This window comes from Candidatus Brevundimonas colombiensis (genome assembly GCA_029202665.1).
Taxonomy (GTDB): domain Bacteria; phylum Pseudomonadota; class Alphaproteobacteria; order Caulobacterales; family Caulobacteraceae; genus Brevundimonas; species Brevundimonas colombiensis.
The window spans coordinates 2,251,565-2,273,292 of sequence record CP119326.1 but is presented as its reverse complement, the minus strand read 5'-3'; the positions used below and the strand labels follow the sequence as shown (position 1 = coordinate 2,273,292).

Annotated in this window: 20 protein-coding genes and 1 tRNA gene; 10 read left to right on the top strand and 11 right to left on the bottom strand. The window is 68.5% G+C overall.

Annotation, left to right across the window (positions count from 1 at the left end; all coding sequences use genetic code 11):
- Positions 1-9: 9 nt before the first annotated feature.
- Together P0Y50_11075 and P0Y50_11070 are read left to right on the top strand one after the other, a co-directional pair.
- Positions 10-1,284 carry an FAD-dependent oxidoreductase gene (locus tag P0Y50_11075; protein WEK39086.1) on the top strand — a complete coding sequence of 425 codons (1,275 nt, stop codon included), beginning with the start codon at positions 10-12 and terminating at the stop codon, positions 1,282-1,284.
- 170 nt (positions 1,285-1,454) lie between these two features.
- Positions 1,455-3,128 (top strand): FAD/NAD(P)-binding protein, encoded by a 1,674-nt coding sequence (locus P0Y50_11070; GenBank protein ID WEK39085.1) that lies wholly within the window; start codon positions 1,455-1,457, stop codon positions 3,126-3,128.
- Positions 3,129-3,159: 31 nt separating this feature from the next.
- Here P0Y50_11070 and P0Y50_11065 read toward each other — a convergent pair whose 3' ends face one another.
- Positions 3,160-3,948, bottom strand: a complete 789-nt coding sequence (locus P0Y50_11065; GenBank protein ID WEK39084.1) for an exonuclease domain-containing protein — start codon at positions 3,946-3,948, stop codon at positions 3,160-3,162.
- Between the two features lie 202 nt (positions 3,949-4,150).
- Here P0Y50_11065 and P0Y50_11060 point away from each other — a divergent pair.
- The 3 genes from P0Y50_11060 to P0Y50_11050 all read left to right on the top strand — a co-directional run bounded on the left by P0Y50_11060 (position 4,151) and on the right by P0Y50_11050 (position 5,451).
- Positions 4,151-4,226 (top strand) — tRNA-Thr (locus P0Y50_11060).
- Between the two features lie 23 nt (positions 4,227-4,249).
- Entirely contained in the window at positions 4,250-4,876 is a 627-nt protein-coding gene (locus P0Y50_11055; protein ID WEK39083.1) for a TetR/AcrR family transcriptional regulator, read from the top strand.
- A gap of 50 nt (positions 4,877-4,926) precedes the next feature.
- Positions 4,927-5,451 carry a histidine phosphatase family protein gene (locus P0Y50_11050; protein ID WEK39082.1) on the top strand — a complete coding sequence of 175 codons (525 nt, stop codon included), beginning with the start codon at positions 4,927-4,929 and terminating at the stop codon, positions 5,449-5,451.
- On the opposite strand, the gene P0Y50_11045 is transcribed toward P0Y50_11050, so the two are convergent.
- Genes P0Y50_11045 through P0Y50_11035 form a run of 3 tightly spaced genes read right to left on the bottom strand, consistent with a single transcriptional unit; the run spans position 5,452 to position 8,399 of the window.
- On the bottom strand, positions 5,452-6,216 hold the full coding sequence (locus P0Y50_11045; GenBank protein WEK39081.1) for an A24 family peptidase: 765 nt from the start codon (positions 6,214-6,216) through the stop codon (positions 5,452-5,454).
- Between the two features lie 33 nt (positions 6,217-6,249).
- Positions 6,250-8,118, bottom strand: a complete 1,869-nt coding sequence (locus tag P0Y50_11040) for a ferrous iron transporter B (protein ID WEK39080.1) — start codon at positions 8,116-8,118, stop codon at positions 6,250-6,252.
- Positions 8,118-8,399: a FeoA domain-containing protein gene (locus P0Y50_11035; GenBank protein WEK39079.1), complete on the bottom strand. Its 282-nt coding sequence runs from the start codon at positions 8,397-8,399 to the stop codon at positions 8,118-8,120. The genes P0Y50_11040 and P0Y50_11035 overlap by 1 nt, the downstream gene beginning before the upstream one ends.
- Positions 8,400-8,551: 152 nt before the next feature.
- On the opposite strand from P0Y50_11035, the gene P0Y50_11030 reads away from it, so the two are divergent.
- Positions 8,552-9,079, top strand: a complete 528-nt coding sequence (locus P0Y50_11030; protein ID WEK39078.1) for a cytochrome c family protein — start codon at positions 8,552-8,554, stop codon at positions 9,077-9,079.
- A gap of 4 nt (positions 9,080-9,083) precedes the next feature.
- On the opposite strand, the gene P0Y50_11025 is transcribed toward P0Y50_11030, so the two are convergent.
- From P0Y50_11025 to P0Y50_11010, 4 genes are all read right to left on the bottom strand, one after another.
- The gene (locus P0Y50_11025; protein ID WEK41566.1) at positions 9,084-12,290 is read right to left on the bottom strand and encodes an efflux RND transporter permease subunit; all 3,207 of its coding nucleotides are present in this window, start codon (positions 12,288-12,290) and stop codon (positions 9,084-9,086) included.
- Positions 12,290-13,399, bottom strand: coding sequence for an efflux RND transporter periplasmic adaptor subunit (locus P0Y50_11020; GenBank protein ID WEK39077.1), 1,110 nt, complete (start codon positions 13,397-13,399; stop codon positions 12,290-12,292). The genes P0Y50_11025 and P0Y50_11020 overlap by 1 nt, the downstream gene beginning before the upstream one ends.
- Before the next feature lie 112 nt (positions 13,400-13,511).
- The gene (locus P0Y50_11015; protein WEK39076.1) at positions 13,512-14,246 is read right to left on the bottom strand and encodes a hypothetical protein; all 735 of its coding nucleotides are present in this window, start codon (positions 14,244-14,246) and stop codon (positions 13,512-13,514) included.
- A gap of 23 nt (positions 14,247-14,269) precedes the next feature.
- On the bottom strand, positions 14,270-15,034 hold the full coding sequence (locus tag P0Y50_11010) for a class II aldolase/adducin family protein (protein WEK39075.1): 765 nt from the start codon (positions 15,032-15,034) through the stop codon (positions 14,270-14,272).
- 178 nt (positions 15,035-15,212) lie between these two features.
- Here P0Y50_11010 and P0Y50_11005 point away from each other — a divergent pair, with 178 nt between their 5' ends.
- From P0Y50_11005 to P0Y50_10995, 3 genes are read left to right on the top strand one after another with little or no spacing between them, the layout of a single operon-like run.
- Positions 15,213-16,340, top strand: coding sequence for a DUF2336 domain-containing protein (locus P0Y50_11005; GenBank protein WEK39074.1), 1,128 nt, complete (start codon positions 15,213-15,215; stop codon positions 16,338-16,340).
- A gap of 31 nt (positions 16,341-16,371) precedes the next feature.
- Positions 16,372-17,166 carry an NAD kinase gene (locus P0Y50_11000; protein ID WEK39073.1) on the top strand — a complete coding sequence of 265 codons (795 nt, stop codon included), beginning with the start codon at positions 16,372-16,374 and terminating at the stop codon, positions 17,164-17,166.
- A gap of 60 nt (positions 17,167-17,226) precedes the next feature.
- The gene (locus P0Y50_10995) at positions 17,227-17,703 is read left to right on the top strand and encodes an Hpt domain-containing protein (GenBank protein WEK39072.1); all 477 of its coding nucleotides are present in this window, start codon (positions 17,227-17,229) and stop codon (positions 17,701-17,703) included.
- A 64-nt stretch (positions 17,704-17,767) separates the two neighbouring features.
- Here P0Y50_10995 and P0Y50_10990 read toward each other — a convergent pair whose 3' ends face one another.
- Both P0Y50_10990 and P0Y50_10985 read right to left on the bottom strand, forming a co-directional pair.
- On the bottom strand, positions 17,768-18,907 hold the full coding sequence (locus P0Y50_10990) for a DUF2336 domain-containing protein (protein WEK39071.1): 1,140 nt from the start codon (positions 18,905-18,907) through the stop codon (positions 17,768-17,770).
- 88 nt (positions 18,908-18,995) lie between these two features.
- Positions 18,996-19,793 carry a transglycosylase SLT domain-containing protein gene (locus P0Y50_10985; GenBank protein ID WEK39070.1) on the bottom strand — a complete coding sequence of 266 codons (798 nt, stop codon included), beginning with the start codon at positions 19,791-19,793 and terminating at the stop codon, positions 18,996-18,998.
- Between the two features lie 166 nt (positions 19,794-19,959).
- Between P0Y50_10985 and P0Y50_10980 the strand changes: the two genes are divergently transcribed.
- The gene (locus tag P0Y50_10980) at positions 19,960-20,694 is read left to right on the top strand and encodes a TonB family protein (GenBank protein ID WEK39069.1); all 735 of its coding nucleotides are present in this window, start codon (positions 19,960-19,962) and stop codon (positions 20,692-20,694) included.
- Here the strand turns inward: P0Y50_10980 and P0Y50_10975 are convergent.
- Positions 20,691-21,704 carry an FAD-binding oxidoreductase gene (locus P0Y50_10975; protein ID WEK39068.1) on the bottom strand — a complete coding sequence of 338 codons (1,014 nt, stop codon included), beginning with the start codon at positions 21,702-21,704 and terminating at the stop codon, positions 20,691-20,693. The two genes, P0Y50_10980 and P0Y50_10975, sit on opposite strands and share 4 nt — an antisense overlap.
- Positions 21,705-21,728 lie beyond the last annotated feature (24 nt).

Genomic DNA, 21,728 nt, shown 5'->3' with positions numbered 1-21,728 from the left:
GAGACCCGTATGCGGCACGAGATCGTCATCATCGGCGGCGGCGCGGGCGGGCTTGAACTCGCCGCCCGCCTGGGCCGCCGGTTCGGCCCGCGCGAAGGGCGTCGACGGGTGCTGTTGATCGACCGTTCGATCTTCCATCTGTGGAAGCCCAGCCTGCATGAGGTCGCGGCCGGATCGCTGGATTCGCACCAGGAAGGTCTGTCCTATCCAGTCCTGGCGCGGCGCAATCATTTCAGCTTCGCCTTCGGCGACCTGACCGGGCTGGACCCGGCGGCCAAGACCCTGACGCTCGCCGAAATCCGCGATGACGACGGCGCCGTTCTGGTCGGCGCCCGCACCCTGACCTTTCAGACCCTGGTGCTGGCGATCGGCAGCGGCTCCAACCTGTTCAACACGCCCGGCGCCGCCGAACACGTCCATCTTCTGGAGAATGTGGCGGACGCCGAGACCTTCAACAAACGGCTGACCTCGGCCTTCCTGTCCCGCGCCTATGCGGATGAGCGGCGTCTGAACATCGCCATCGTCGGCGCGGGGGCGACGGGCGTCGAACTGTCCACCGAACTGATCGAGGGCCATGACGAACTGTCGGCGGGCCTGACGCCGGACCAGCAGTTCGACCTGTCCGTCACCATCGTCGAGGCCGCGCCCCGCATCCTGGGCGGCCTGCCCGAGCGGGTGTCGGCCAAGGCGGCCAAGGCGCTGGAGGCCAAGGGGGTGCGCCTGTTGACGGACGCCAGGGTCGCCGCCGTCCACGCCGACCGGCTGGACACGTCCAGGGGTCCCATCCCCGCCGACCTCATCGTCTGGGCCGCCGGGGTCAAGGCGTCGGACGCCAACCCCGGCCTGGGCCTGGCCACGGGACGGTTGAACCAGTTCATCGTGGACGATCATCTGCGCGCTTCGGCGCCCGGAATCTACGCCATGGGCGACTGCGCCGAAGCCCCCGGCCCCGATGGCCGCCCCGTGCCCGCCCGCGCCCAGGCGGCGGCCCAGCAGGCCGCCTATCTGGCCAAGGCCCTGGCCGATCCCACGCGCGATCCTGGCCCCTACGTCTATCGCGACAAGGGATCGCTGGTGTCGCTGGGCGGAGACAGGGGCGTCGGCTCGCTGATGGGCGGCCTGAGCGGTCCGAACTTCCTGATCGAGGGACTGATCGCCAAATGGGCCTATATGGCGCTGCATCTGGATCATCACCGCGCCATTCTGGGCGTGCGCCGCACGATCCTTCTTGCCCTGTCGCGCCTGCTTCACCGCCGCGTTTCCGGGCGGCTGAAACTGCATTGATACGGGCGCGCACAGCCTGCACGACATCATCGCGCCGGACCTGTCGAGCGTGCGGGCCGAAGCGGGCGCTCCCCCTCAAGGATCGTCAGGCGGCGCGGGGCCGAACCACGGCCGCGCCCCTTATCTTTCAGGGCCATGGCGCCATTTTCAGCGTCGCGCATTCAGGGGAGATGACGCCATCCATCGCCTTTGTCGGAGCCGGGCCGACGACGATCTACACCCTGGCCGCCCTGCTCGCCGAAGGGCGTTCGGATGTCGACATCACCGTCTTCGAACAACAGCCGACGGCAGGCATGGGCGCCCCCTATCGGCCGGGCTGGAACGATCCCGCGATGCTGGCCAACATCGCCAGCATCGAGATTCCTCCCGTAAAGGAGACGCTGCTAAACTGGCTTGAACGTCAGGCGCCGGATGATCTGGCGGCCCTGGGCGTCGCCCCGCACGAGATCGATGCCCGCGCCTTCCTGCCGCGCCTGGTGCTGGGCCGCTATTTCGCCGACCAGTTCGCCGCCCTGGTTCGCGACGCCCGGACGGCGGGCGTCGGCATAGATGTCCGAACGGCGTGCCGCGTCATCGACGCCGCGAACGCAGCGGACGGCGTACGGCTGACGGTCGCGCCGCATCTGGGGTTCGTCACTGACGAGATTTTCGACCATGTCGTCCTGGCCACCGGGCACCAGTGGCCGTCCGACCCGGAGGTCCGGCCCGGCTATTTCCTGTCGCCATGGCCGGCGTCCAAACTGTCGGCCTTGCCGGCCGCGCAGGTTGGGATTCGCGGATCGTCCCTGACCGCGATCGACGCGGCGGTGGCCCTGGCTGTTGCGCATGGCGACTTTGTCGATGAGCCGGACGGCGACCTGACCTACGTCCCGCGACAGGGCGCCGAGGCGTTCGGCGTGACCCTGATGTCGCGCAAGGGTCTGTTGCCCGAAGCGGATTTCTATTTCCCCCTGCCCCACGCCCCCCTCGTCATATGCACAGAGGCGGCCATCGCCGATCTGGTCCGGCGCGGGACCGACGACCTGCTGGACGACGCCTTCGCCCTGTTCCGTCAGGAACTGACCCTGGCCGATCCGGCCTACGCCTTGTCCATTGACCTTGCCGATGCGACGGTGGAATCCTTCGGCGAAGCCTATTTCGCCGCCCGCGCGGCGACCGATCCCTTCGTCTGGGCGCGTCAGAACCTGGAAGAAGCCCGCCGCAATCACGCGCGTCGGTTCACCATCCCCTGGCGCGACGCCATTCTGCGGATGCACGAGGTGATCGGCGCGATCGTCCCGCACCTGAACGGCCGCCAGTTCGAGCGGTTCGAGCGTTGGCTGAAGCCGGTGTTCGTGGACGATTACGGCGCCGTTCCCCACGCCTCCATCGCCCGCCTTCTGGCGTTACGCCGCGCAGGTCGGATTCAGGTTCTGGCCTTGGGCGACGACTACCGCCTGGACACCCAGCCGGTCGAGGGCTGCGGCGCCGCTGTCCTCTATGACGGAATGCGACTGCATTTCCCCGTCTTCGTGGAGGCTCTGGGCCAGCGTCCGCTATCGGCCGACGCCTTCCCCTTTCCGTCGCTGATCGCACAGGGCGTCATCGTGGATCAGGTCTCGCCCGATGCGCCCAAGGCCGTGCGGGGCGTCGCCCTGGACGCGGCCTTCCACCCGATCACCGACCAGTTGCCGCCCGATCGCCTGTTCTGTCTCAGCCTGCCCTTCCTGATGGGCCGCCACCCCTTCGCCCAGGGCATCACCAGTTCTCACGACATGGGCCGTATTGTCGGATCCGCCTTGGCTCATGCCATCGCTGAACCGAACGCCGTGTGGGCGGCTATCCCGCAGGCGGCGGCCGCGTAAAGACAGACCTCGCTAAGCCAAGGCGACGCCATCAAAGCAACCGGCGCTGGGCCGGCGGATCGGCCGCATGGATCAGCACGCCATGGCGTCGCTCCTGCTCCTTGAGGGCGCTGAAGCGCACATCGCCATCGCGGTCCTGGGTCAGCGCCGACAGGTCCGCTTCGCTCAGCGCACTCCACGCCTTGCCCTGGTCGGGGCCTCTCGGCACGCGCGGCAGCAACCCAGGTTCACGACTCCAGGCCAGAAGCTGTTCGACCGACGCCTGGTTGAGCATGTCGCGCAGATGATGGGCGGTCACATAGGCGTCCGGCAATGCGCGGTGCGCGGGCAGTCCGAGCGACTGCACCAGACCCGCCGGCCGCCGCAGATAACGCAGCATCTGGTTCGAAAACCTCGGCGACTCCGGCCACAGGCGGAGCGCGCATTTCCAGGTGCATATCCAAGATGCGCCTCCAGAAAGACGCGGCGTGCAGAACCGCTGCTCGAACGCGGCGCGATGCGCCGCCAGCGCGCGAACGCCCCCGACCGGCTGCAGCACCTCCGGCGCCACGGTCTTCCAATAGGGCGCGTCGTGAACATCCTCGTCCTGAATATGGTGGATCGCCATGGTGTCCGCGGAAATCGGCCTGCCGGGATTGACGAACCGCGCGCCCCGGTCGGAGGCCAGTCGCCACAGGCCGTCGGCGTCGCGCTCGACATCTTGCCAGCCGATCTCACAGACGTCCTGCGGCCCGGATCCCGCAGTTTCCAGGTCGATCACCCGAAGACGGTCTGACCTCTCGGCGAGGTCCGGCGGGGCGTTTGCGCTGTCGTCGATCATCCTTCCAACATGGGAAAGCTCAGGCGCGCAGGCGAGCGTTCGATGCAATGACCCGATGCGGGAAAGACCCCTCGTTCCATCCGCCGCAACAAGGGGTGGACGCCCGACCGGCTGGCGAAGAGACGGGATTCATCCGTTTGCGGCGCAGCATCGTCTTGCGTCTCGGCTTCGGCCTAGACATAAGGACGAACCGCAGACGCGGGCCGGCTTAGCTCAGTTGGTAGAGCGCCAGTTTTGTAAACTGGATGTCGCGGGTTCGATTCCTGCAGCCGGCACCACCCTCTTTCGACCGATGGGGGCGATGCCCAACACGACCAACAAGCTGGGCCACAAGATCGGCGCGCGGGGCGGCAGGACCCGCCAGGCGATCCTCGACGCGACTCAGCGCCTGTTGAACGCACGGCATTACGGCGAAATCCGCGTGGCCGACCTGGCGGCGGCCGCTGGTGTTTCTCCCTCGAATTTCTACACCTATTTCAAGACGGTCGAAGAACCCGTTCTGGCGTTGTGCGAAATCGCCGCAACCGATTTCCAAGGCCTGGCGACCCATTTTCAGGCGGATTGGCCCGGAGATAGGGCCTTCACCATCGCGCGCGCCTTCATCCTGGACGTGATGGCGATCTGGCGCAGCTACGGTCAGGTTCTGCGGGTCGAGCACATGCTGGCGGATAATGGCGACGCCGCCTTCGTCGAAAGCCGCGTGCGCCGTCTTCGCCGCCTGCACCTGGCCATCGAACGCCGCGTGGCCCAGGCCCACGCCAGCGGCCTTCACCCCAAGGAGTACAATCCGCGCCTGGCCTCCTACCAGATCGCCTCCATCGCCGAATCGACGGCGGCCAGCTTCGATCTTCTACGCCGCGCCGATACGCCCGAGGCCATTCTGGATACGGCGGCGATCATCGTCGTCAAACTGACGACCGGGCGTTGAGGTTGCTTAAGAGCCCACCCGTTGCGCTACGTCGCATCCCCTTCCATTATATGCGCCACGGCCAGACCGACTGGAACCGACTGCAGCTTTGCGTGGGACAAAACGACCAGCCGCTCAACGCCTATGGCGTTAAGCAGGCCTGTGCTTCGAACCGCATTGTCCAAACCCTCGGCGTCGATGTCATCTTCCATTCACCCCTGTCGCGCGCTGCGCGTACGGCTCAAATCGTCGCCGGTGCGATCCCGCTCTTGCTGGAGCCCGATCTGCGCGAGGTCTGTCTTGGCGTGAAGGAGGGACAGTTCGAAGCAGATCCGGCCGACGATTTTGTTTCTGCATGGCTGCGAGGCCAGACCATTCCGGGGGCGGAGCAGTTCGATGAATTTCGCGATCGAGCGGTGAACGCTGTCAACCGCTGCCTCGATGTCGCACAGTCCCGATCTGCCCTGATCGTCGCCCATTCGGCCGTCTTCATCGCCCTGGCGTCCAGCTGCGGCTTGAAAGCGCAAGACCTCGGTCATTGTCAGCCTCATCTGTTCGCTCCCCAGGCCGAGGGCTGGCTCGTTCGCCCGGCCTGATTAAAGACCCAGCGGACCGTAGAGCCAGGTCAGCCAGAGTCCGACCGCCAGGAAGACCCCGAACGGCAGTTTGTCCGTCGCGCGGACCGACCGCCGCACCACCAGCATGGCGAACACCAGACCGAGGCCCGCCGCGCAGGCCCACAACAGGACGCTGGGCAGGCCGACCCAGCCGACCCAGGCCCCGGCGCCCGCGAACAGGAAGGGGTCGCCCCCGCCCAGGCCCTGACGCTTGCGGACGGCCTGATAAAGCCAGCCGACCAGCCACAGCCCCCCGAACCCCGCGGCCGAACCGATCAGGCGCGACAGGGCGATATCCCAGCCGGCGACCATGGCGACGACCAGGCCCGTGGCGATCAACGGCAGGGTCAGGATGTCGGGCAGCCAGAAGTTCTCGCCGTCGACGATGGCGATCAACAGCAACTGCCAGCCCAGCACCGCCGTCGCCGCCATCGTGAACGCCGACGCCCCCTCGCCGGACGCCCACAGCGCGGCCCAGACGCCGATCGTCCCGGCGGCCAGTTCGATCAGCGGATACCGTCTTGAAATCGGGGTGGCGCACCGCGCGCACCGCCCCCGCAGCGCCAGCCAGCTGAACAGCGGAACCAGCTCCCACGGCCGCAGCGGCCGATCGCACCCCCGGCATCGAGAGCGGGCCATGACGATGTCCTCGTCACGCGGCAGGCGCACGCTGACCGCGGCGATGAAACTGCCGAAAATCAGGCCCAGTCCGCCCATGACGATGGCGGCGATCACAGGAGGCATCGAGACGTCCAGACGGCGGCGAACGCCCTTGGCTTAGCCCCCTCCGAGCGCCACCGCCACATGATAGGTCACCAGCGACGCCAGATAGGCCAAACCGAACATGTAGCCGATCATGATCCAGGTCCACTTCAGCGAGTTGGTCTCGCGTCGCACCACGCCCAGGGTCGCCACGCACTGGGGCGCAAAGATGTACCAGGCCAGGAAGGACAGCGCCGTGGCCAGCGACCAGTGATGCGCCAGGGTCGAGGCCAGCAGGCCCGTGGCATTGTCGGCATCCGCAATGGCGTAGGTGGTGCCCAGCGCCGCCACCGCCACCTCGCGCGCCGCCATGCCGGGGATCAGGGCGATGACCATCTGCCAGTTGAAGCCGATGGGCGCGAAAATCGGCTCCAGCGCGCGGCCGATCATGCCCGCGAACGAATAGTCGATGGCCGGCAGGGTCGCGTTCTCGGGCGGATAGGGGAAGGTCGCCAGCACCCACAGTATGACCACAGCGGGCAGAATGATCCGCCCCGCCCGGTTCAGGAAGATCTTGGCCCGGAGCCACAGGTTGAAGCCGACGCTTTTCAGATCGGGGATCTTGTAGGTCGGCAGCTCCATCATGAAGGGCTCGACCGCGCCGCGCCAGAACACCTTGCGGATCACCAGCGAGACCAGAAGCGCGCTGAGAATGCCGGCTGCATAGAGGCCGAACATCACCAGCCCCTGCAGATTGGCGAAACCCCACACCTTCTCGTTCGGAATGAAGGCGGCGATGATCAGCGTATAGACCGGGATGCGCGCCGAGCAGGTCATCAGCGGCGCAACCAGGATGGTGGTCAGGCGGTCGCGCTTGGAATCGATCACCCGCGCCGCCATCACGCCCGGAATGGCGCAGGCGAAGCTGGACAACAGGGGAATGAAGGCGCGCCCGTGCAGACCCGCCCCGCCCATGATCTTGTCCATCAGAAAGGCCGCGCGAGCCATATAGCCGAAGTCTTCCAGCGCGATGATGAACAGGAACAGGATCAGGATCTGCGGCAGGAAGACCAGCACGCTGCCGACGCCCGAAATCACCCCGTCCACGATCAGGCTCTGCAACAGACCGTCGGGCAGGACCGTGGCGACGAAGGCGCCCAGCCACCCAATGCCCGCCTCGATGCCGTCCATCAGCGGCTTGGCCCAGGTGAAGACGGCCTGAAACATGACGAACAGCAGGGCCAGCAGGATCAGCAGGCCGCCGACCGGATGCAGCAGAATGGAATCGATCTTGCCGGTCAGGGTGTCGGGCCGTTCGGGCGGCCGCACGCAGGCCTTCATGATCCGCTCGGCCTCGCGCGCCGTGCTGCGCAGTTCGGCGGAGTCGGGCGTATGCCAGTGGTTTTCGCCAAGCGCGGCGGCGTCGGCCTGGCTCTCGACGGCGGCGATCAGTTCGTCGATCCCGCGCTTGCGCGTCGCGACCGTGGTGATGATCGGCACGCCCAGTTCGGCGCGCAGCTTCTCCAGATCGATCCGCAGGCCCTGACGCTGGGCGATGTCGAACATATTGAGCGCCAGCACCATCGGCCGTCCGACAGCCTTAAGCTCCAGGATCAGGCGCAGCACCAGGCGCAGGTTGGTGGCGTCGGCGACGCACACCACCACGTCCGGCGGCGTCTCCCCGGCCAGCCGCCCCAGCACGGCGTCGCGCGTCACCTCCTCGTCCGGGCTGCGCGCGCGCAGCGAATAGGTGCCGGGCAGGTCCAGCACCGACATCGTGCGGCCGGATGTGGCGCGGATCAGCCCCTCTTTCCGCTCCACCGTGACGCCGGCGTAGTTGGCGACCTTCTGGTGCGCGCCGGTCAGGGCGTTGAACAGCGCGGTCTTGCCGCTGTTGGGATTGCCGACCAGGGCGACGCGGGCGGTTTTCAGCGCGACATCCATCAGGCGGCCCCCCGCGCGCCGTCGTCCAGCCGGATCGTCAGGCTGGCGGCCTCGTGCCGCCGCAGGGCCACGCGCATGTCGTCTACCTTCATGGCGATGGGATCGCGCCCGAACAGGCCTTCATGCAGCAGTTCGACATGGGCGCCCTCGACGAAGCCCAATTCCAGCAGACGGCGCTCCAGCTCCACGGCCTCGCCCTGGTGATGACAGTGCGCGCCCACCTGGACGATGACGCCGCGATCGCCGCGTCGGGCCTGGCTCAACTTTATGGTGTCGGTCAAAATCTACGCTCGCACGAGCGAGGCCGCTCCCCAGCGGCTCCGCGTTTCTTTGACAGTGATTATCAGGTGCGGCCACCCCGCGTCCAGCGGGACAGCTTGACCAATTGCCGCGCGGGCGCATTGCGCTATCAGACGCCGAACAGGAGCCCGTCATGTCCCGCCTCGTCCTCGCCGCCCCGCTTCTTCTGGCCCCGATTCTGGCCCTTTCGGCCTGCGGTCAGGACGCGCCGTCCACCGCCACGCCGGCCAAGCCCGCGCATGTGCTGACGGATGCGGAGAAGGCCAGTCTGCTGGCCGCTCTGCCCGCCCCCTACAACACCGGCGATCTGGAGAACGGGCGCCGCGCCTTCGCCCGCTGCCGGTCGTGTCACACCATCGGCGAGGGTGGCGCGGACATGGCCGGGCCGAACCTGCATGGCGTGTTCGGCCGAAAGGCGGGCGACCGGCCCCGCTACAACTATTCCAACGCCCTCAGGACCGCCGATTTCGTCTGGGACGCCGAGCGGCTGGATCACTGGCTGCAAAGCCCGCGCACCTTCCTGCCCGGCAACAAGATGACCTTCCCCGGCCTGCCGGACGCCAAGGATCGCCGCGACGTCATCGCCTTCCTGAAGGTGGAGACGGGTTATCAGCCGCCGATCCCGGCGCAGGCCAAGGATCAGACACAGCCCGCCTCCTGATCCGTCAGGCTTCTGGGATCGGCTTTTCGCCGCCCTCGCGCATTTCCTGGGCTTCCCATTCCTCGATCTTGCGGGCGGTCCATTCCGGCGACCTGGTGAAGCGCGCCAGCACGCCATAGATCACCGGCACCACGAACAGGGTCAGGACGGTGGCGAAGATGGCGCCGGTGAAGATCACCACGCCGATGGTCTGACGGCTCCCCGCGCCCGCGCCTTGCCACAGCACCAGCGGCAGGGCGCCGAACGCCGTGGCGATCGAGGTCATGATGATCGGACGCAGCCGCAGGGACGACGATTCGATGATCGCCTCGCGGATCGACCGGCCCTGGTCGCGCAGCTGGTTGGCGAACTCCACGATCAGAATGCCGTTCTTGGCCGCCACCCCGATCAGGATGATCAGGCCGATCTGGCTGTAGATATTCAGGCTGGACCCCGCCATCAGCAGGCCGAACAGACCGCCCGCCGCCGCCAGCGGAACCGTCAGCATGATGACCGCCGGCGTGATCCAGCTCTCGAACTGGGCCGCCAGCACCAGAAACACCAGCAGCAGCGCCAGACCAAAGGCCGCCACGACCGCGCCGCCCGCCTCCTGCTGGTCACGCGCCGCCCCGCCCCATTGGACCACGACCCCGCCCTGCGGCTGTTTGGCTGCCTCTGCGCTCAGGAACTGCACCGCGTCGTCGATGGTCGTGCCAGGATTCAGGTCCGCCTGAAGCGTGATGGCGCGCTGGCGATCCAGACGCCGCCGATCCGGCGTGTCGCCGCTGGTCTTGGTCGTGACCACCGCCGACAGGGGCACCAGTTGCCCGCCGCCGGTCGCGACATACAGGGCCTCCAGGTCCGAGACCTCGCGCCGGTTGTCGCGGTCGGTCTGCAGGATGACGTCATACTCCTGACCGCCCTTGATATAGGTCGTGGCGCGGCGAGAGCCGAACATGGTCTCCAGCGTGCGGCCGATGGACTGGGCCGAGACGCCCAGCGCCGCCGCCTTCTGCGGATCGACGTCGACCAGCAGGCGCGGCGAGTTCGGCTCATAGTTCAAACGCGGGCGCGAGAAGCCGGGGTTGGCCTGGGCCGCCGTCAGGATCGGCTGGAGCCAGTTGTAGATCTGCTGATAGTCGCTGCCCGTGGCCACCAGTTCGATGGAGTTGGAGTTGCCGCCGCCGCGTTGGAAGGCGCCGGGGGTCGAGGCGTTGACCTGGGCGTCCGTCTGGCTGCGCAGCTTGCCGTTCAGCTCCTGGGCGATCTGGGCGGCCGAGCGGTCGCGCTTGGACCAGTCCGCCAGGGTCAGCACCGCATTGCCGGAATTATAGCCGCTGCCGCCGAAGCCGGGCGCAGACACCAGATAGCTGTCCGCCTCGCCGCTGGTCTTGTATTCGGCCAGCAGCGGCTCCAGCCCCAGCATGATCTTGCGGGTATAGTCGAAGCCCGCCCCTTCCGGTCCGGCGACGCGCACGCTGACGCGGCCGCGATCCTCGTCCGGCACCAGTTCGTTCGGCAACAGCAGGAAGATGCCCCCCGCCCCCGCCGCGACCAGCAGGATCAGGGCCCCAACGCCGATCACCGCGATCCGGCGTCCCAGCAGCATGTCCAGCGACCGGCCATAGGACGACTTCAACCGATCCATGCCCCAGTCCACCCGCCGCGCGACCCAGCCGCCGCCGTGCGCCGGTTTCAGGATCTTGGACGCCAGCATGGGCGACAAACTCAGCGCCAGGAAGGCCGAGAAGGCCACGGCCGCCGCGATGGCCGCCGCCAGCTCCACGAACAGCCGCCCGACATAGCCCGGCAGGAACAGCAGGGGCGCGAACACCGACAACAGCACGATGGTCGTGGCCACGACCGCGAAGAAGACCTGGCGCGCGCCCCGTTCGGCGGCCACCAGCGGCGGCTCGCCGTGGTCCAGCCGTCGCTGGATGTTCTCGACCACCACGATGGCGTCGTCCACCACCAGGCCGATGGCCAGAACCAGCGCCAGCAGCGTCAAAAGGTTTAGCGAGAATCCCAGCGGCGCCAGCACGATGAAGGTCGCCAACAGGCAGATGGGCGCCACGATCGACGGGATCAGCGCCGCCCGCAGACTACCCAGGAAGATGAAGTTGACCAGGGCCACCAGCGCCATCGAAATGCCGATGGTGATCCACACCTCGTCGATGGCGTGCGAGGTGAAGACCGAGTTGTCCGAGCCGATCTCGATGGTCACGCCGGGCGGCAGGGTCGGCCGGATCTGGTCGATCATCTTGTGAACGCCGTCCGAGATGGCCAGGTCGTTCGACTGGGCCTGGCGGGTCACGGCCAGGCCGATCTGATCCATGCCGTTACCGCGGAACAGGCGACGATCCTCTTCCGGCGCCTCCTCGACCCGGGCGATGTCGCCCAGGCGGGTGACATAGGTGGGCTGTCCCTGAATGATGGCCGAGGACCCGCTGCCCGTGCCGGTCGCCACCGATGCGGAGGCCGAGGCCGAGCCCCGCGTGCCGATGGGCAGCTGGCGGAAGTCGTCGGGCCGGGCGTAGGTGCGCGCCACCCGCACGGTGTAGTTCTTGGCCGTGGATTCCAGGGATCCCGCCGGCAGCTCCACATTCTGGTTGGTCAGGGCCGTCTCGACATCGTTGACCGTCAGGCCGCGCGCCGCCATCGCCGCCGAATCCAGCCAGATCCGCATCGAATAGCGCTGCTCGCCATAGATATTCACCTGGGCCACGCCCGGCACGGTCGCCATCCGGTCGACCAGATAGCGGTCGGCGTAGTCGGTCAGCTGCAGCCGGTTCATGCTGGTCGAGCGCAGGAAGACGATGATGATCGGCTGGCTGTCGGAATCGGCCTTGGCCACCTCAGGCGGATCGGCCTGGTCCGGCAGGCGGCCGACCACGCGGCTGACCCGGTCGCGCACGTCGTTGGCGGCGTCGTCGATGTTGCGGTCCAGCGAGAACTCGATGTTGACGCTGGAGCGGCCGTCGCGGCTGGTGGAGTTGATCCGCTCGACGCCCTGGATGCCCGCGATCTGCTGCTCCACCGGCTCGGTGATCCGGCTTTCGATCACCTCGGCCGAGGCCCCGGCGTAGCTGGTGTTGACCGAGACGATGGGCGGATCGACGTCGGGCAGTTCGCGCACGGGCAGGAAGAAGAAGGCCGCCGCGCCGATCACGCACAGGACGATGGCGGCGACGGCCGCGAAGACCGGCCGCCGGACCGAGACATCGGACAGCATCATTTCGCGGCGCCCGCTTTACGCTCGGCGCCGGCGACGCTGACGGGCGCGCCGGGCTGGATGCGGTTCAGGCCGGAACCCACGATCCGTTCGCCGGGCTCCACGCCCGACAGGATTTCCACGAAGCCGTTCTCGACCGCGCCGGTCTCGACCTCGACCCGCTGGGCGGTGGACCCGTTCTGGCCGGGCGCGATGCGATAGACGAAGGCGCCCGCCCCTTCGTACTGAACCGCCGATTCCGGGGCCGCCGCCGTCTGGCGCTGGCCCTGCTGAACGACCACGCGCAACAGCATTCCGGGGCGGATACGTCCGCCGGGATTGGGGAATTCAGCGCGGGCTGTGGCGGCGCGGGTCGCCTCGTTGACGCGGGTGTCGATCAGGGCGATCCGCCCCTGGAACGGGGCGTCGCCATAGGCGTCCGCCGTCGCCGTGATCGCCGCGCCGGGTTGCAGCACGTTCAGATACCGCTCAGGCAGCGGGAAATCCACGCGGATGGTCGAGGTGTCGTCCAGGGTCGCGATCACGGCGCCCGGGTTGATCAGGGTGCCCGGCGTCACGGTCGTCAGCCCCATCCGGCCCGCGAACGGCGCGCGGATCACCCGGTCGCCGCGACGCGCCTGCGCCGCCTGCAGCGACGCGCGGGCCGTCTCCAGCCCCGTCTCGGCCTGCTCCAGCATGACCTGCGGCGCCACGCCCCGGTCGGCCAGGGCCTTGTAGCGATCATATTCGCGCTGGGCCTGATTGAGGTTGGCGCGCGCCTCGATAATGGCGGCGTCCTCTTCGCGCGCCTGCAGCTCGACCAGTGGCGCGCCGGCCGACACCAGCTGGCCGTCGGTGAACAGGACGCGCGTGATCAGCTCGGTGGTGGACGAGGTGACATTGACCGACCGCTGGCCGCGCGCCACGCCCAGCACCCGGATCTGATCCGAGAACGGCCGCTGGGCGACCACGGCCTCCGACACCTGCTGCCCGCCCCGCCGTCCGCCGCCCCCGGCGCCGGGTCCCTGCGCCGACTTGTCGTTGGAGGTGGCCACCTTGACCACGGCGGCGACGACCATCAGCGCCAGCAGGATCGCGGCGGCGACGAGGAAGAAGTGACGTTTGATCACGCAGCGAAACTCTCGATCAGGAAACGCCGCATGCATGGCCGTCTAAGGCGGCTTGCGCAACGTAATCCGATACTAACGCGCCGCGCGACCGTTTCCGTCGCGGAAATCCGCCCTAGAAGCGTCGCCAGATCGCGACGGTCGGGCCGTGGGCCGCCGGCGTCTGGCGCCCCGCCACCGTCTGTCTCCATCCAGCCTGCAGGCTCCAGCGGCCCAGGTCTCGCACCACCGACGCCTCCACCGACAGCCAGCGGGCGCCGCCGTCCGCCGCACCGCCATAGACCTGGCCCAACGCCATCCAGCCGCCGCCGAAGCGAGCGCCCGCCGTTGCGTCGATCCGCGTTTCATCTGGCAAGCCGTCGCGCAGACGCCGCGCGGCCTGGACCTCGACAAAGGTCTGGTCCATCCCCCAGCGCGGCCCCGTCGACCGCCCTGCCGACAGCCGCGCCTCCCAGTCGTGTTCGCCGACGCCGGGCGGCGCATAGTCCGCGTTGCGCCCTTCACCGGCCCGGCTGTATCCGCCGTAAAGGCTGACAGCGCTGTGAGCGTCGCGAAACACCTGCCAGGTCGCGCCGATCTCTATCGGACCGCGCCCCTCGTAATCGACAAAGGCGTCCTCGCCCTCCTGCCAGTCGGCCTTCAATTGCAGGGTCAGCCGGTCCGTCGCCCCGTATTCGGCGAACAGACCCAGCCGCGCATCGCGGCGCATCGCCAGCAGGGGCGTATCGTCGCCTGACGGATCGAAACCGCTGTCGGCCTTCAGGCGCTCGTATTTGACGATGGCCTGGCCCTGGCCCCTGGGCTGGACCCAGGCCCCGGCCTGGGCCGTCTGGGCGACGCCGAGGGCCACAGCGCCCCCCGCCGTCGCCAGAATCAGACGTCGTAACCCGGCGACTTGCGCTCCAGCTGGCGCAGCGCGCCGGGCCAGGCCAGGGCCGAGACGAAGCCGATGCCCCGCCCCTGCTCCCGGGTCTCCTCCTGCGCCGCATCCGGGGCCAGCAGCACATGTTCGCGTCCGCCCGACAGCGCCGCCACCTGCTGCGCGCAGGCTCTCTCCAGGAAGAAGATGCCGATCCATGCCTGCGCCGCCGTTTCCCCGACCGCCAGCGTGCCGTGGTTGCGCAGCAGCATCAGCGGTTTGTCCCCCAGGTCGGCGACCAGACGTTCGCGTTCATCATGGTGCAGAGCCAACCCCTCGTACCCATGATACGCAACCTGATGCTGCAGTAAACAGGCGTTCTGGCTGATCGGCAGCAAACCTTCGGCCTGCGCCGCCACGCCCACGCCGCTGACCGTGTGCAGGTGGATGACGAACCTGGCGTCCTCGCGCGCGGCATGGACCGCCGAGTGGATGGTGAAGCCCGCCGGATTGATGAAGTTGGTCGTGTCCTGGACGATATTCCCCTCCAGATCGACCTTCACCAGCGACGAGGCGGTGATCTCATCGAAATAGAAACCGTAGGGATTGATCAGGAAATGATGCTCCGGTCCCGGCACGCGCGCCGAGATGTGGGTGAAGATCATGTCGTCCCAGCCGTGCAGCGCGACCAGCCGATAGAGCGCCGCCAGATCGACGCGCGCCTGCCATTCGGCCTCGGACACGCGCGACTTGATCGAGGGATTTGCACCGTCCGCCATGGTTTCCTCCTGCCTCTGACTGGGCGTTTGGGGGAACCGTCTTCCTCGCAACGCGCGGCGTCAAGCGCCAAGGCCAAGGCTGACGTGACGTCATCCTGGCGCGCGGAGACGTGGTTAACCCGACCGTAACGGAACCTGCCTAAGCTTGACCTATCCGTCGACGGTTCGAGGAGCCGCTGTGTCTGTCGTTCAACTGGAGCCGGCCCGCGACGGCTGGGACGACCGCACCGTGACGCAGATGTTGAGCCTGGCCCGCAGCCGGTCGGCCGAGGATCGCCAGCGTCTGTTGCTCAAGGTCACCGGCCTGTGCGAGGGCGCCGCGCCGCCGCCCAGCCTCGCGCCCCTGCTCGCCGACATCTTCCTGACCCTGACCGCCCAGGCCGAGCGCGACATCCGCCTGGCCCTGGCCGAACGGATCGCCGGCGTCGACTGGGCCCCGCCCGCCCTGATCAATATGCTGGCGCTGGACGAGATCGAGATCGCCCGCCCCGTCATATACTCCAGCCCGCTGCTGAAGGACGCGGACCTGATCCGTCTGCTGATCGAGGCGACGCTGGAGCATCAGATCGCCGTGGCCCGGCGACCCGGCCTGTCCGGCGCCGTCTGCGACGCCATCATCGACCGGGGCGAAGCCGTGACCATGACCGCCCTGGCCTCGAACCGCACCGCCCAGATCGGCGAGGCGTCCATGCGCCGGCTGGTCGATCAATCGCGCCGCGTCGCCGGCCTGCGCGCGCCCCTGACCCGCCATCCCCGCCTGAACGAGGATCTGGCCCAGGAACTCTATCAATGGGTCGGCCAGGCCCTGCGCCAATCCATCGGCGAACGGTTCCGCATCGACGACGCCCAGTTGAACGCCGCCGTCCAACAGGCCGCCAGCGCCGCGGTCGGCACGCCGGAATGGCGCGGCGCGCCCGCCAGTCGCCTGGCCGAAAACCGGGAACGCATCGAGATGGAGCGACGCCTGGTGGACAAGCTGCAGGCCGCCGGTCAGTTGCGCCCGGGCATTCTGGTCCGCGCCCTGCGCGAGCAGCGCTTCGAACTGTTCGAACAGGCCCTGGCCGCTCTTGGCGGTTTCAGCGACGCCCAGGTCCACCATGCGGTGCGCGCGCCCACGGCGGAGCCCCTCTATCTGGCCTGTATCGCGGTCGGGGTGGACAAGGCGGTCTTCGCCTCCCTGCTGGTCGAGGTGCGAAAGCTTTCGGGCGGCATGCCCGGCGAGGGCGGCTGGACAACCACGCCCATGAATGCCCATTCCGCCTCGCGCGCCTTCCGTCAGATGATGCAAAACCCCGCGATCGTTTGACTTCGCCTCAAAGCTCGGCTCACGTCGCGCCGTGACCCAGACCGCGCCCTCCTCGACCGTGCCCGTCCCCGCCCTGGCGTTCGTGGCCAGCGACCGACCCGAGGCGCAGGACGCGCGGGCGGCCCTGATCGCCCGTTATGGCGCGGTGGCCGAGGAAGAGGCCGACGTGATCGTGGCCTTGGGCGGCGACGGTCAGATGCTGGAGACGCTGCACGGCAATATGCGCCGCCGCACGCCCGTCTATGGGATGAACCGGGGTTCCGTCGGCTTCCTGATGAACGATTATGAGGAAGACGACCTGCTGGAGCGGATCGTCACCGCCGAACGAACCCTCATTCATCCGTTGCAGATGGACGCCTGGACCGAGGCGGGCGAGGTCCACACCGGCCTGGCCATCAACGAGGTCTCCCTGCTGCGCCAGACCCGCCAGAGCGCCAAGCTCAGGATCACCGTCGACGACCGCGTGCGGCTGGAGGAACTGTCCTGCGACGGCTGTCTGGTGGCCACCCCCGCCGGGTCGACCGCCTACAACCTGTCGGCCCACGGCCCAATCATACCGCTCGACGCCCGTATCCTGGCCCTGACGCCGATCAGCGCCTTTCGGCCTCGGCGATGGCGCGGCGCCTTGCTGTCCCACGGCGCCAAGGTACGGTTCGACGTGCTGGAGGCGGACAAGCGCCCCGTCTCGGCCACCGCCGACAATTTCGAAGTCCGCCGCGTCGCCAGGGTGGAGGTGCGCGAACGACGCGACGTGGCCCTGACCATGTTGTTCGACGCCGGTCGCTCGTTCGACGAACGGGTGATGGCCGAACAGTTCGCCAACTGACTGGTGACGGCTTCTTAAGCCAAGCAGCCTAGTGTCCGCGAAAGACCTATGGAGCCCGCCATGAGCAACCCGGCGCAGATCACCCCCCCGACCAACGCCCTGCGCCTGAAGGTCGGCGGCGGCTTCGGCATCAACGCCGACGCCATCGCCAAGGCCGAAGAGGCGCTGAAGGCCATGTCGGCCCAGTTCGGCCAGTGGTTGAACGACGAGATCGTCAAGCTGGACAAGGCCCAGGCCGACATCCGTGAGCAGGGCTATACCCCCGCCACCGCCGAGGCCCTGTATTTCCGCGCCCATGACCTGAAGGGCCTGGGCACGACCTATGAATACCCGCTCGTGACCCGCATCGCCGGATCGCTGTGCAAGATGCTGGACGACGCCGAACGCCGGATGTCGGCCCCCGTGGCGGTGCTGGACGCCCATATCGACGCCATCCGCGCCGTGGTCCGCGATCAGATCAAGACCGACGAACACCCCACCGGCCGCGCCCTGGTTGAAACCCTGGAACAGCGTGTCGCCCAGCACCTGGCCGGCTGAACCAGGCTGAAACCCCGATAGGGAAAAAGGCCGGCCGACTGGCGGGCCTTTTGTCTTTTTGCAATCAGGCGGCGTTGGCGGCGGCTGGACCGGCGGCGGGCGACTGGTCCAGTCTTTCCATCAGATAGGCCAGGTCGTCGCGCAGCACATTCGGCCTTTGGGTCAGGAACCGCTCCAGCATCTGGTCGCGGAACAGGGCGCTTGAGGTGTCGATCCCCTCGGCCGCCAGGGCGCGCCAGGTGTCCACCCCGGCGCGGAAGGCGGGGAACAGGCGCGGCGGCAGTCCCGCCCGGTCATAGATGGCCTTAAGCCCTAGCGGTCCGGCGTCGTGAACCATCAGCCAGGCGCGGTGATGGGGCGTATTGGCCAGTTCGGCCAGACCATGTTCGAACATGGCCATCTGCCCCCGCGCCAGACCGCGCAGCAGCAGCGAGGCGTTCAACACCCGGCGCGCATTCAGTTGCGTCATGAAGGCGGCCATGTCCGCGCTGACGCCCGCCTGATCCACCAGATCGATCGTCGTGCGCTCTCGCGCATATTGGGCCAGGCGGATGGCGGTCTCGGGCGCCACCGCATGGCGGCTGATCAGATGCTCGCGCACCGTGTCGCTGGCCAGCTGGATCAGCCGTTCGGTGACCTGCAGCGGCAGAACCTGGCGATAGGCCACGGCGGTCAGCACCTCCGGCGCCTCGGCGAACCGTTCGACAACCAGGGCCAGGGACGGCTCGGACAGATCGGCGTTGTCGTTGGCGGCCAGCACCCGCACAGCCTGCTCGCACCCCTCGCCGGCCAGAACGTCGGCCACGTCGCGCGACACCCGCGCCCGGCCCGCCACCGCCACCTGCCGCACGGCCGAACCGGCGCGCACGATCTCGATCAGATCCTTGTCGCTGAAGGCGGGCGAGGCGGCGATGATCGGCAGGGCGATGCTGTCCAGGTCCCCGGCCAGCTTTCTCGCCACGTCGTTGGGGATCAGGTCCGACGCCTTCAGCGTCACCGCCATGGCCCGCCGCACCAGTTCGGCCGCGTCGTTGGCCAGCATACGCAGGATCTTCTGGGCCGCGGCGCGGTCCTCTTCACCCAGTTCGGCGCGCTCCATGTTGCGGCACAGCTTGTGCGCCGCCTCGGCGCGCTCGTCGTCGTCGGCCGCCTTGATCAGGCGACGAATGTCCACTTCGGTCAGGCGTGCGCGATAGGCGGTCATGGACGGCTCGTCAGGGAATCGGGCGTTGATCCCAAAATGAGACTGCCATGCTTAATGGGCGGTTTACCATCGGTTGAAATTCACCGACTCAGGTCGTTTCCTTGCCCGTTGGGGAAAAGGCGCCGCCGAAGCCGCTGCTGGACGACCCGTCCTGCCCCAGCAGCAGGGCCAGAAGCCCCTGATCCTGCTTCAGCCGATCCAGCCGCGCGGCCAGCATCTGGTCCTGTTCGCTCAGGCTGGGCGTCGAATATCGCGCCTCCCCCGCCCCCGCCGCCGGGGCGCCCTGGCCCGCCGTGCGTTGCAGATTGGCGTGAACCTCGGCCACCGTCGCGGCTCGCCCGTCGCGATAGAAGATGCTGCGGTTGGCGCGCGCCGCCTGCGGGAACATCGCCGCCGCGCTGCCGGCCGGATTGCGGTCCATCGCCTGCATCAGGTCCGCCGCCCCCGCCGGACCCAGGAAGTGCGCGGCGTAGAGATCGCCCGCCCCCGGCTCCTTGCCGGTGCGTCCGCGCAGATAGGCGGCGTTCGACGCCGTCAGTTCCGCCGCCATGGCCGAGGCCGCGTGCGGATCGAACCGCAGGTCCAGCACCACGTTGCGCGCCGAACCCTCCACCCGCCAGCGCCCGTCCGATCCGCGATGGATCAGGTCGGCGTACTGGCCATAGCCGTGCTGGGCGCCGTGCTGCTTGACCGTGCCCAGCCAGGTCTGTTCGATGAACTGGAACAGGCCCGCCGCCGAGGAGGTCGGGGCCTTGGCCGAGGGGTTCATCGCGCTTTCGCGGCGAGCGGTCTTGACCATGAAGTCGTAGTCGACGCCCACGGCCGCCGAGGCGCGCCTGATCGCCGCCTCCACGCCGCCCGCCGATGGAATCGCTCCGATGCCCATGCGCGCGATGGTCGGCGAACGTGGTTAACCAATCCCTAATCCTTAACGACAGCGTAACGGATCGACATTGGTCGAACGCGGGCGTCCTGCCGCAAAGCCGCCACAACCTGCGCGCTCAACTTGGCCTTACGGGCGCTGCGGGGGCGGTGAACGAGGGAGTTAGGCCATGATGATGCAAACCGCCGGCGGACCCGGCTTGATCAGCCCCATCGACTTCGGGGAACGCAAGAAACCCATCCCGCGCTGGATGCTGGCCGCCATCGGCGTCTCGGTGATCCTGCACGTCGGGGCCGGGATCGTGCTTTACAATCAACGGTTCGAGCTGAGCGGCCTGGCCGATCAGCCGGTGGTCGATGACCCGCCCTTCATCGTCACGATGGAGACGCCCAAGCCCAAACCCCTCCCGCCCACGGTCACGGCGGCCCCGCCGACGCCGATCCACAAGCCGACCCTGACCGTGCCGACCACCGTTCCGCCCGTCGCCCTGACCCCGCCCGAGAACCCGGCGAACACGGCCCCGCCCGGACAGCTGATCGTCAGCACGGCGCCCACGGGCGTCGAAGGCGGCACGGCGACGGTCGAGACCCCGCCCCGTGCGCCCTCGGTGATCAACAATCCGAGCTGGGCCAGCCGTCCGTCTGCGGCGCAGATGGCGCGGGCCTATCCGACCCGCGCGGCCGAGAACGGCACGCCGGGCTCCGCCAGCCTCAGCTGCGTGGTGCGGGTGGACGGCGGCCTGACCGGCTGCCGCGTCGTCGGTGAAACCCCGAACGGCCAGGGCTTCGGCCGCGCGGCCCAGAGCCTGACGCGCGACTTCCGCATGAACCCGCGCACCGTGGACGGCCGCCCCGTCGACGGCGCCACGGTCAACTTCACCGTCCGCTTCGCGATGGCGGACTAGAACCGGCCGGGATCGAGGGTGCGGGCGTGCGGCGACGCAGGCTCCCCCTCGATCGCATCGGCGACCGCCGCCCCGACCAGCGGCCCCAGCAGCCAGCCGTTGCGACGCGGCGCCAGGGCCATGAACACCCCCTGCCCGCCCGGCGCGGCGCCCGCCAGCGGCAGGCCGTCGGCGCTGGACCCGCGCACGCCCGCCCGCCATTCGATCTCCAGGGGCTCGGGCGGTCGGCCCAGCACGCGCCAGGCGGCCTCCAGCAGCCGTTCGCCCGTCGCCACATCCGGCCTCGTATCGCGACGCCCCGACTCCATCGTCGCGCCCACGACCACCCCCGCCCCCATCGGCGCGATATAGGCGCCCGGCCCGCGCACCACATGGCCGGCCAGCGCCTGTTTCGTCATCCCGATCTGACCGCGAACGGGCTGGATCGTGTCGACCTGTTCGCGCACCGCCTCGGGCAGGCCCGGAATGGCGGGATCAGCGCCCGTCGCCAGCACCAGGGCGCTCGCCGTCAGCGTCCCGCGATCCGTCGTCACGCGCCAACCGTCGGTCCAGCGCGAAACCGCCTCCACGCGGCCGATCACCGCCGCATCGCCCAGGGTCGCCCTCATCGCCGCCAGCGCCTGGGCGGGATCGACCTGATAATCCTCGTCCGTGACGACCCGGTCGCCGTGCAAATGCGCCTGAAACCCCAGCGACCGCATCCGCGCCGCGATCCCGGCCGCATCCCCGCCGCGCCACTCCGCCCGGCGTCTCGCCAAAGCGATTCCGGCGGCCGTGGCGAAATCGGGCCACAGGTCGCGCGCGGCGCGAAACAGGGCGGCGCATTCTGGCGAGGCGTCGTCGATCGCCGCCTCCATGGCCGGGGCGATCATGCCCGCAGCAACGGCCGAGGCGTTCGCTCCGCCCGGATCGATCACCACGACGGATCGCCCGCGCCGATGCAGTTCGAACGCGGTGCATAGGCCCAGCACGCCCGCGCCGACGATCACGATGGGAGGAGAAGACGTCACGGCCCGTCTGATCGGCCCGCGACG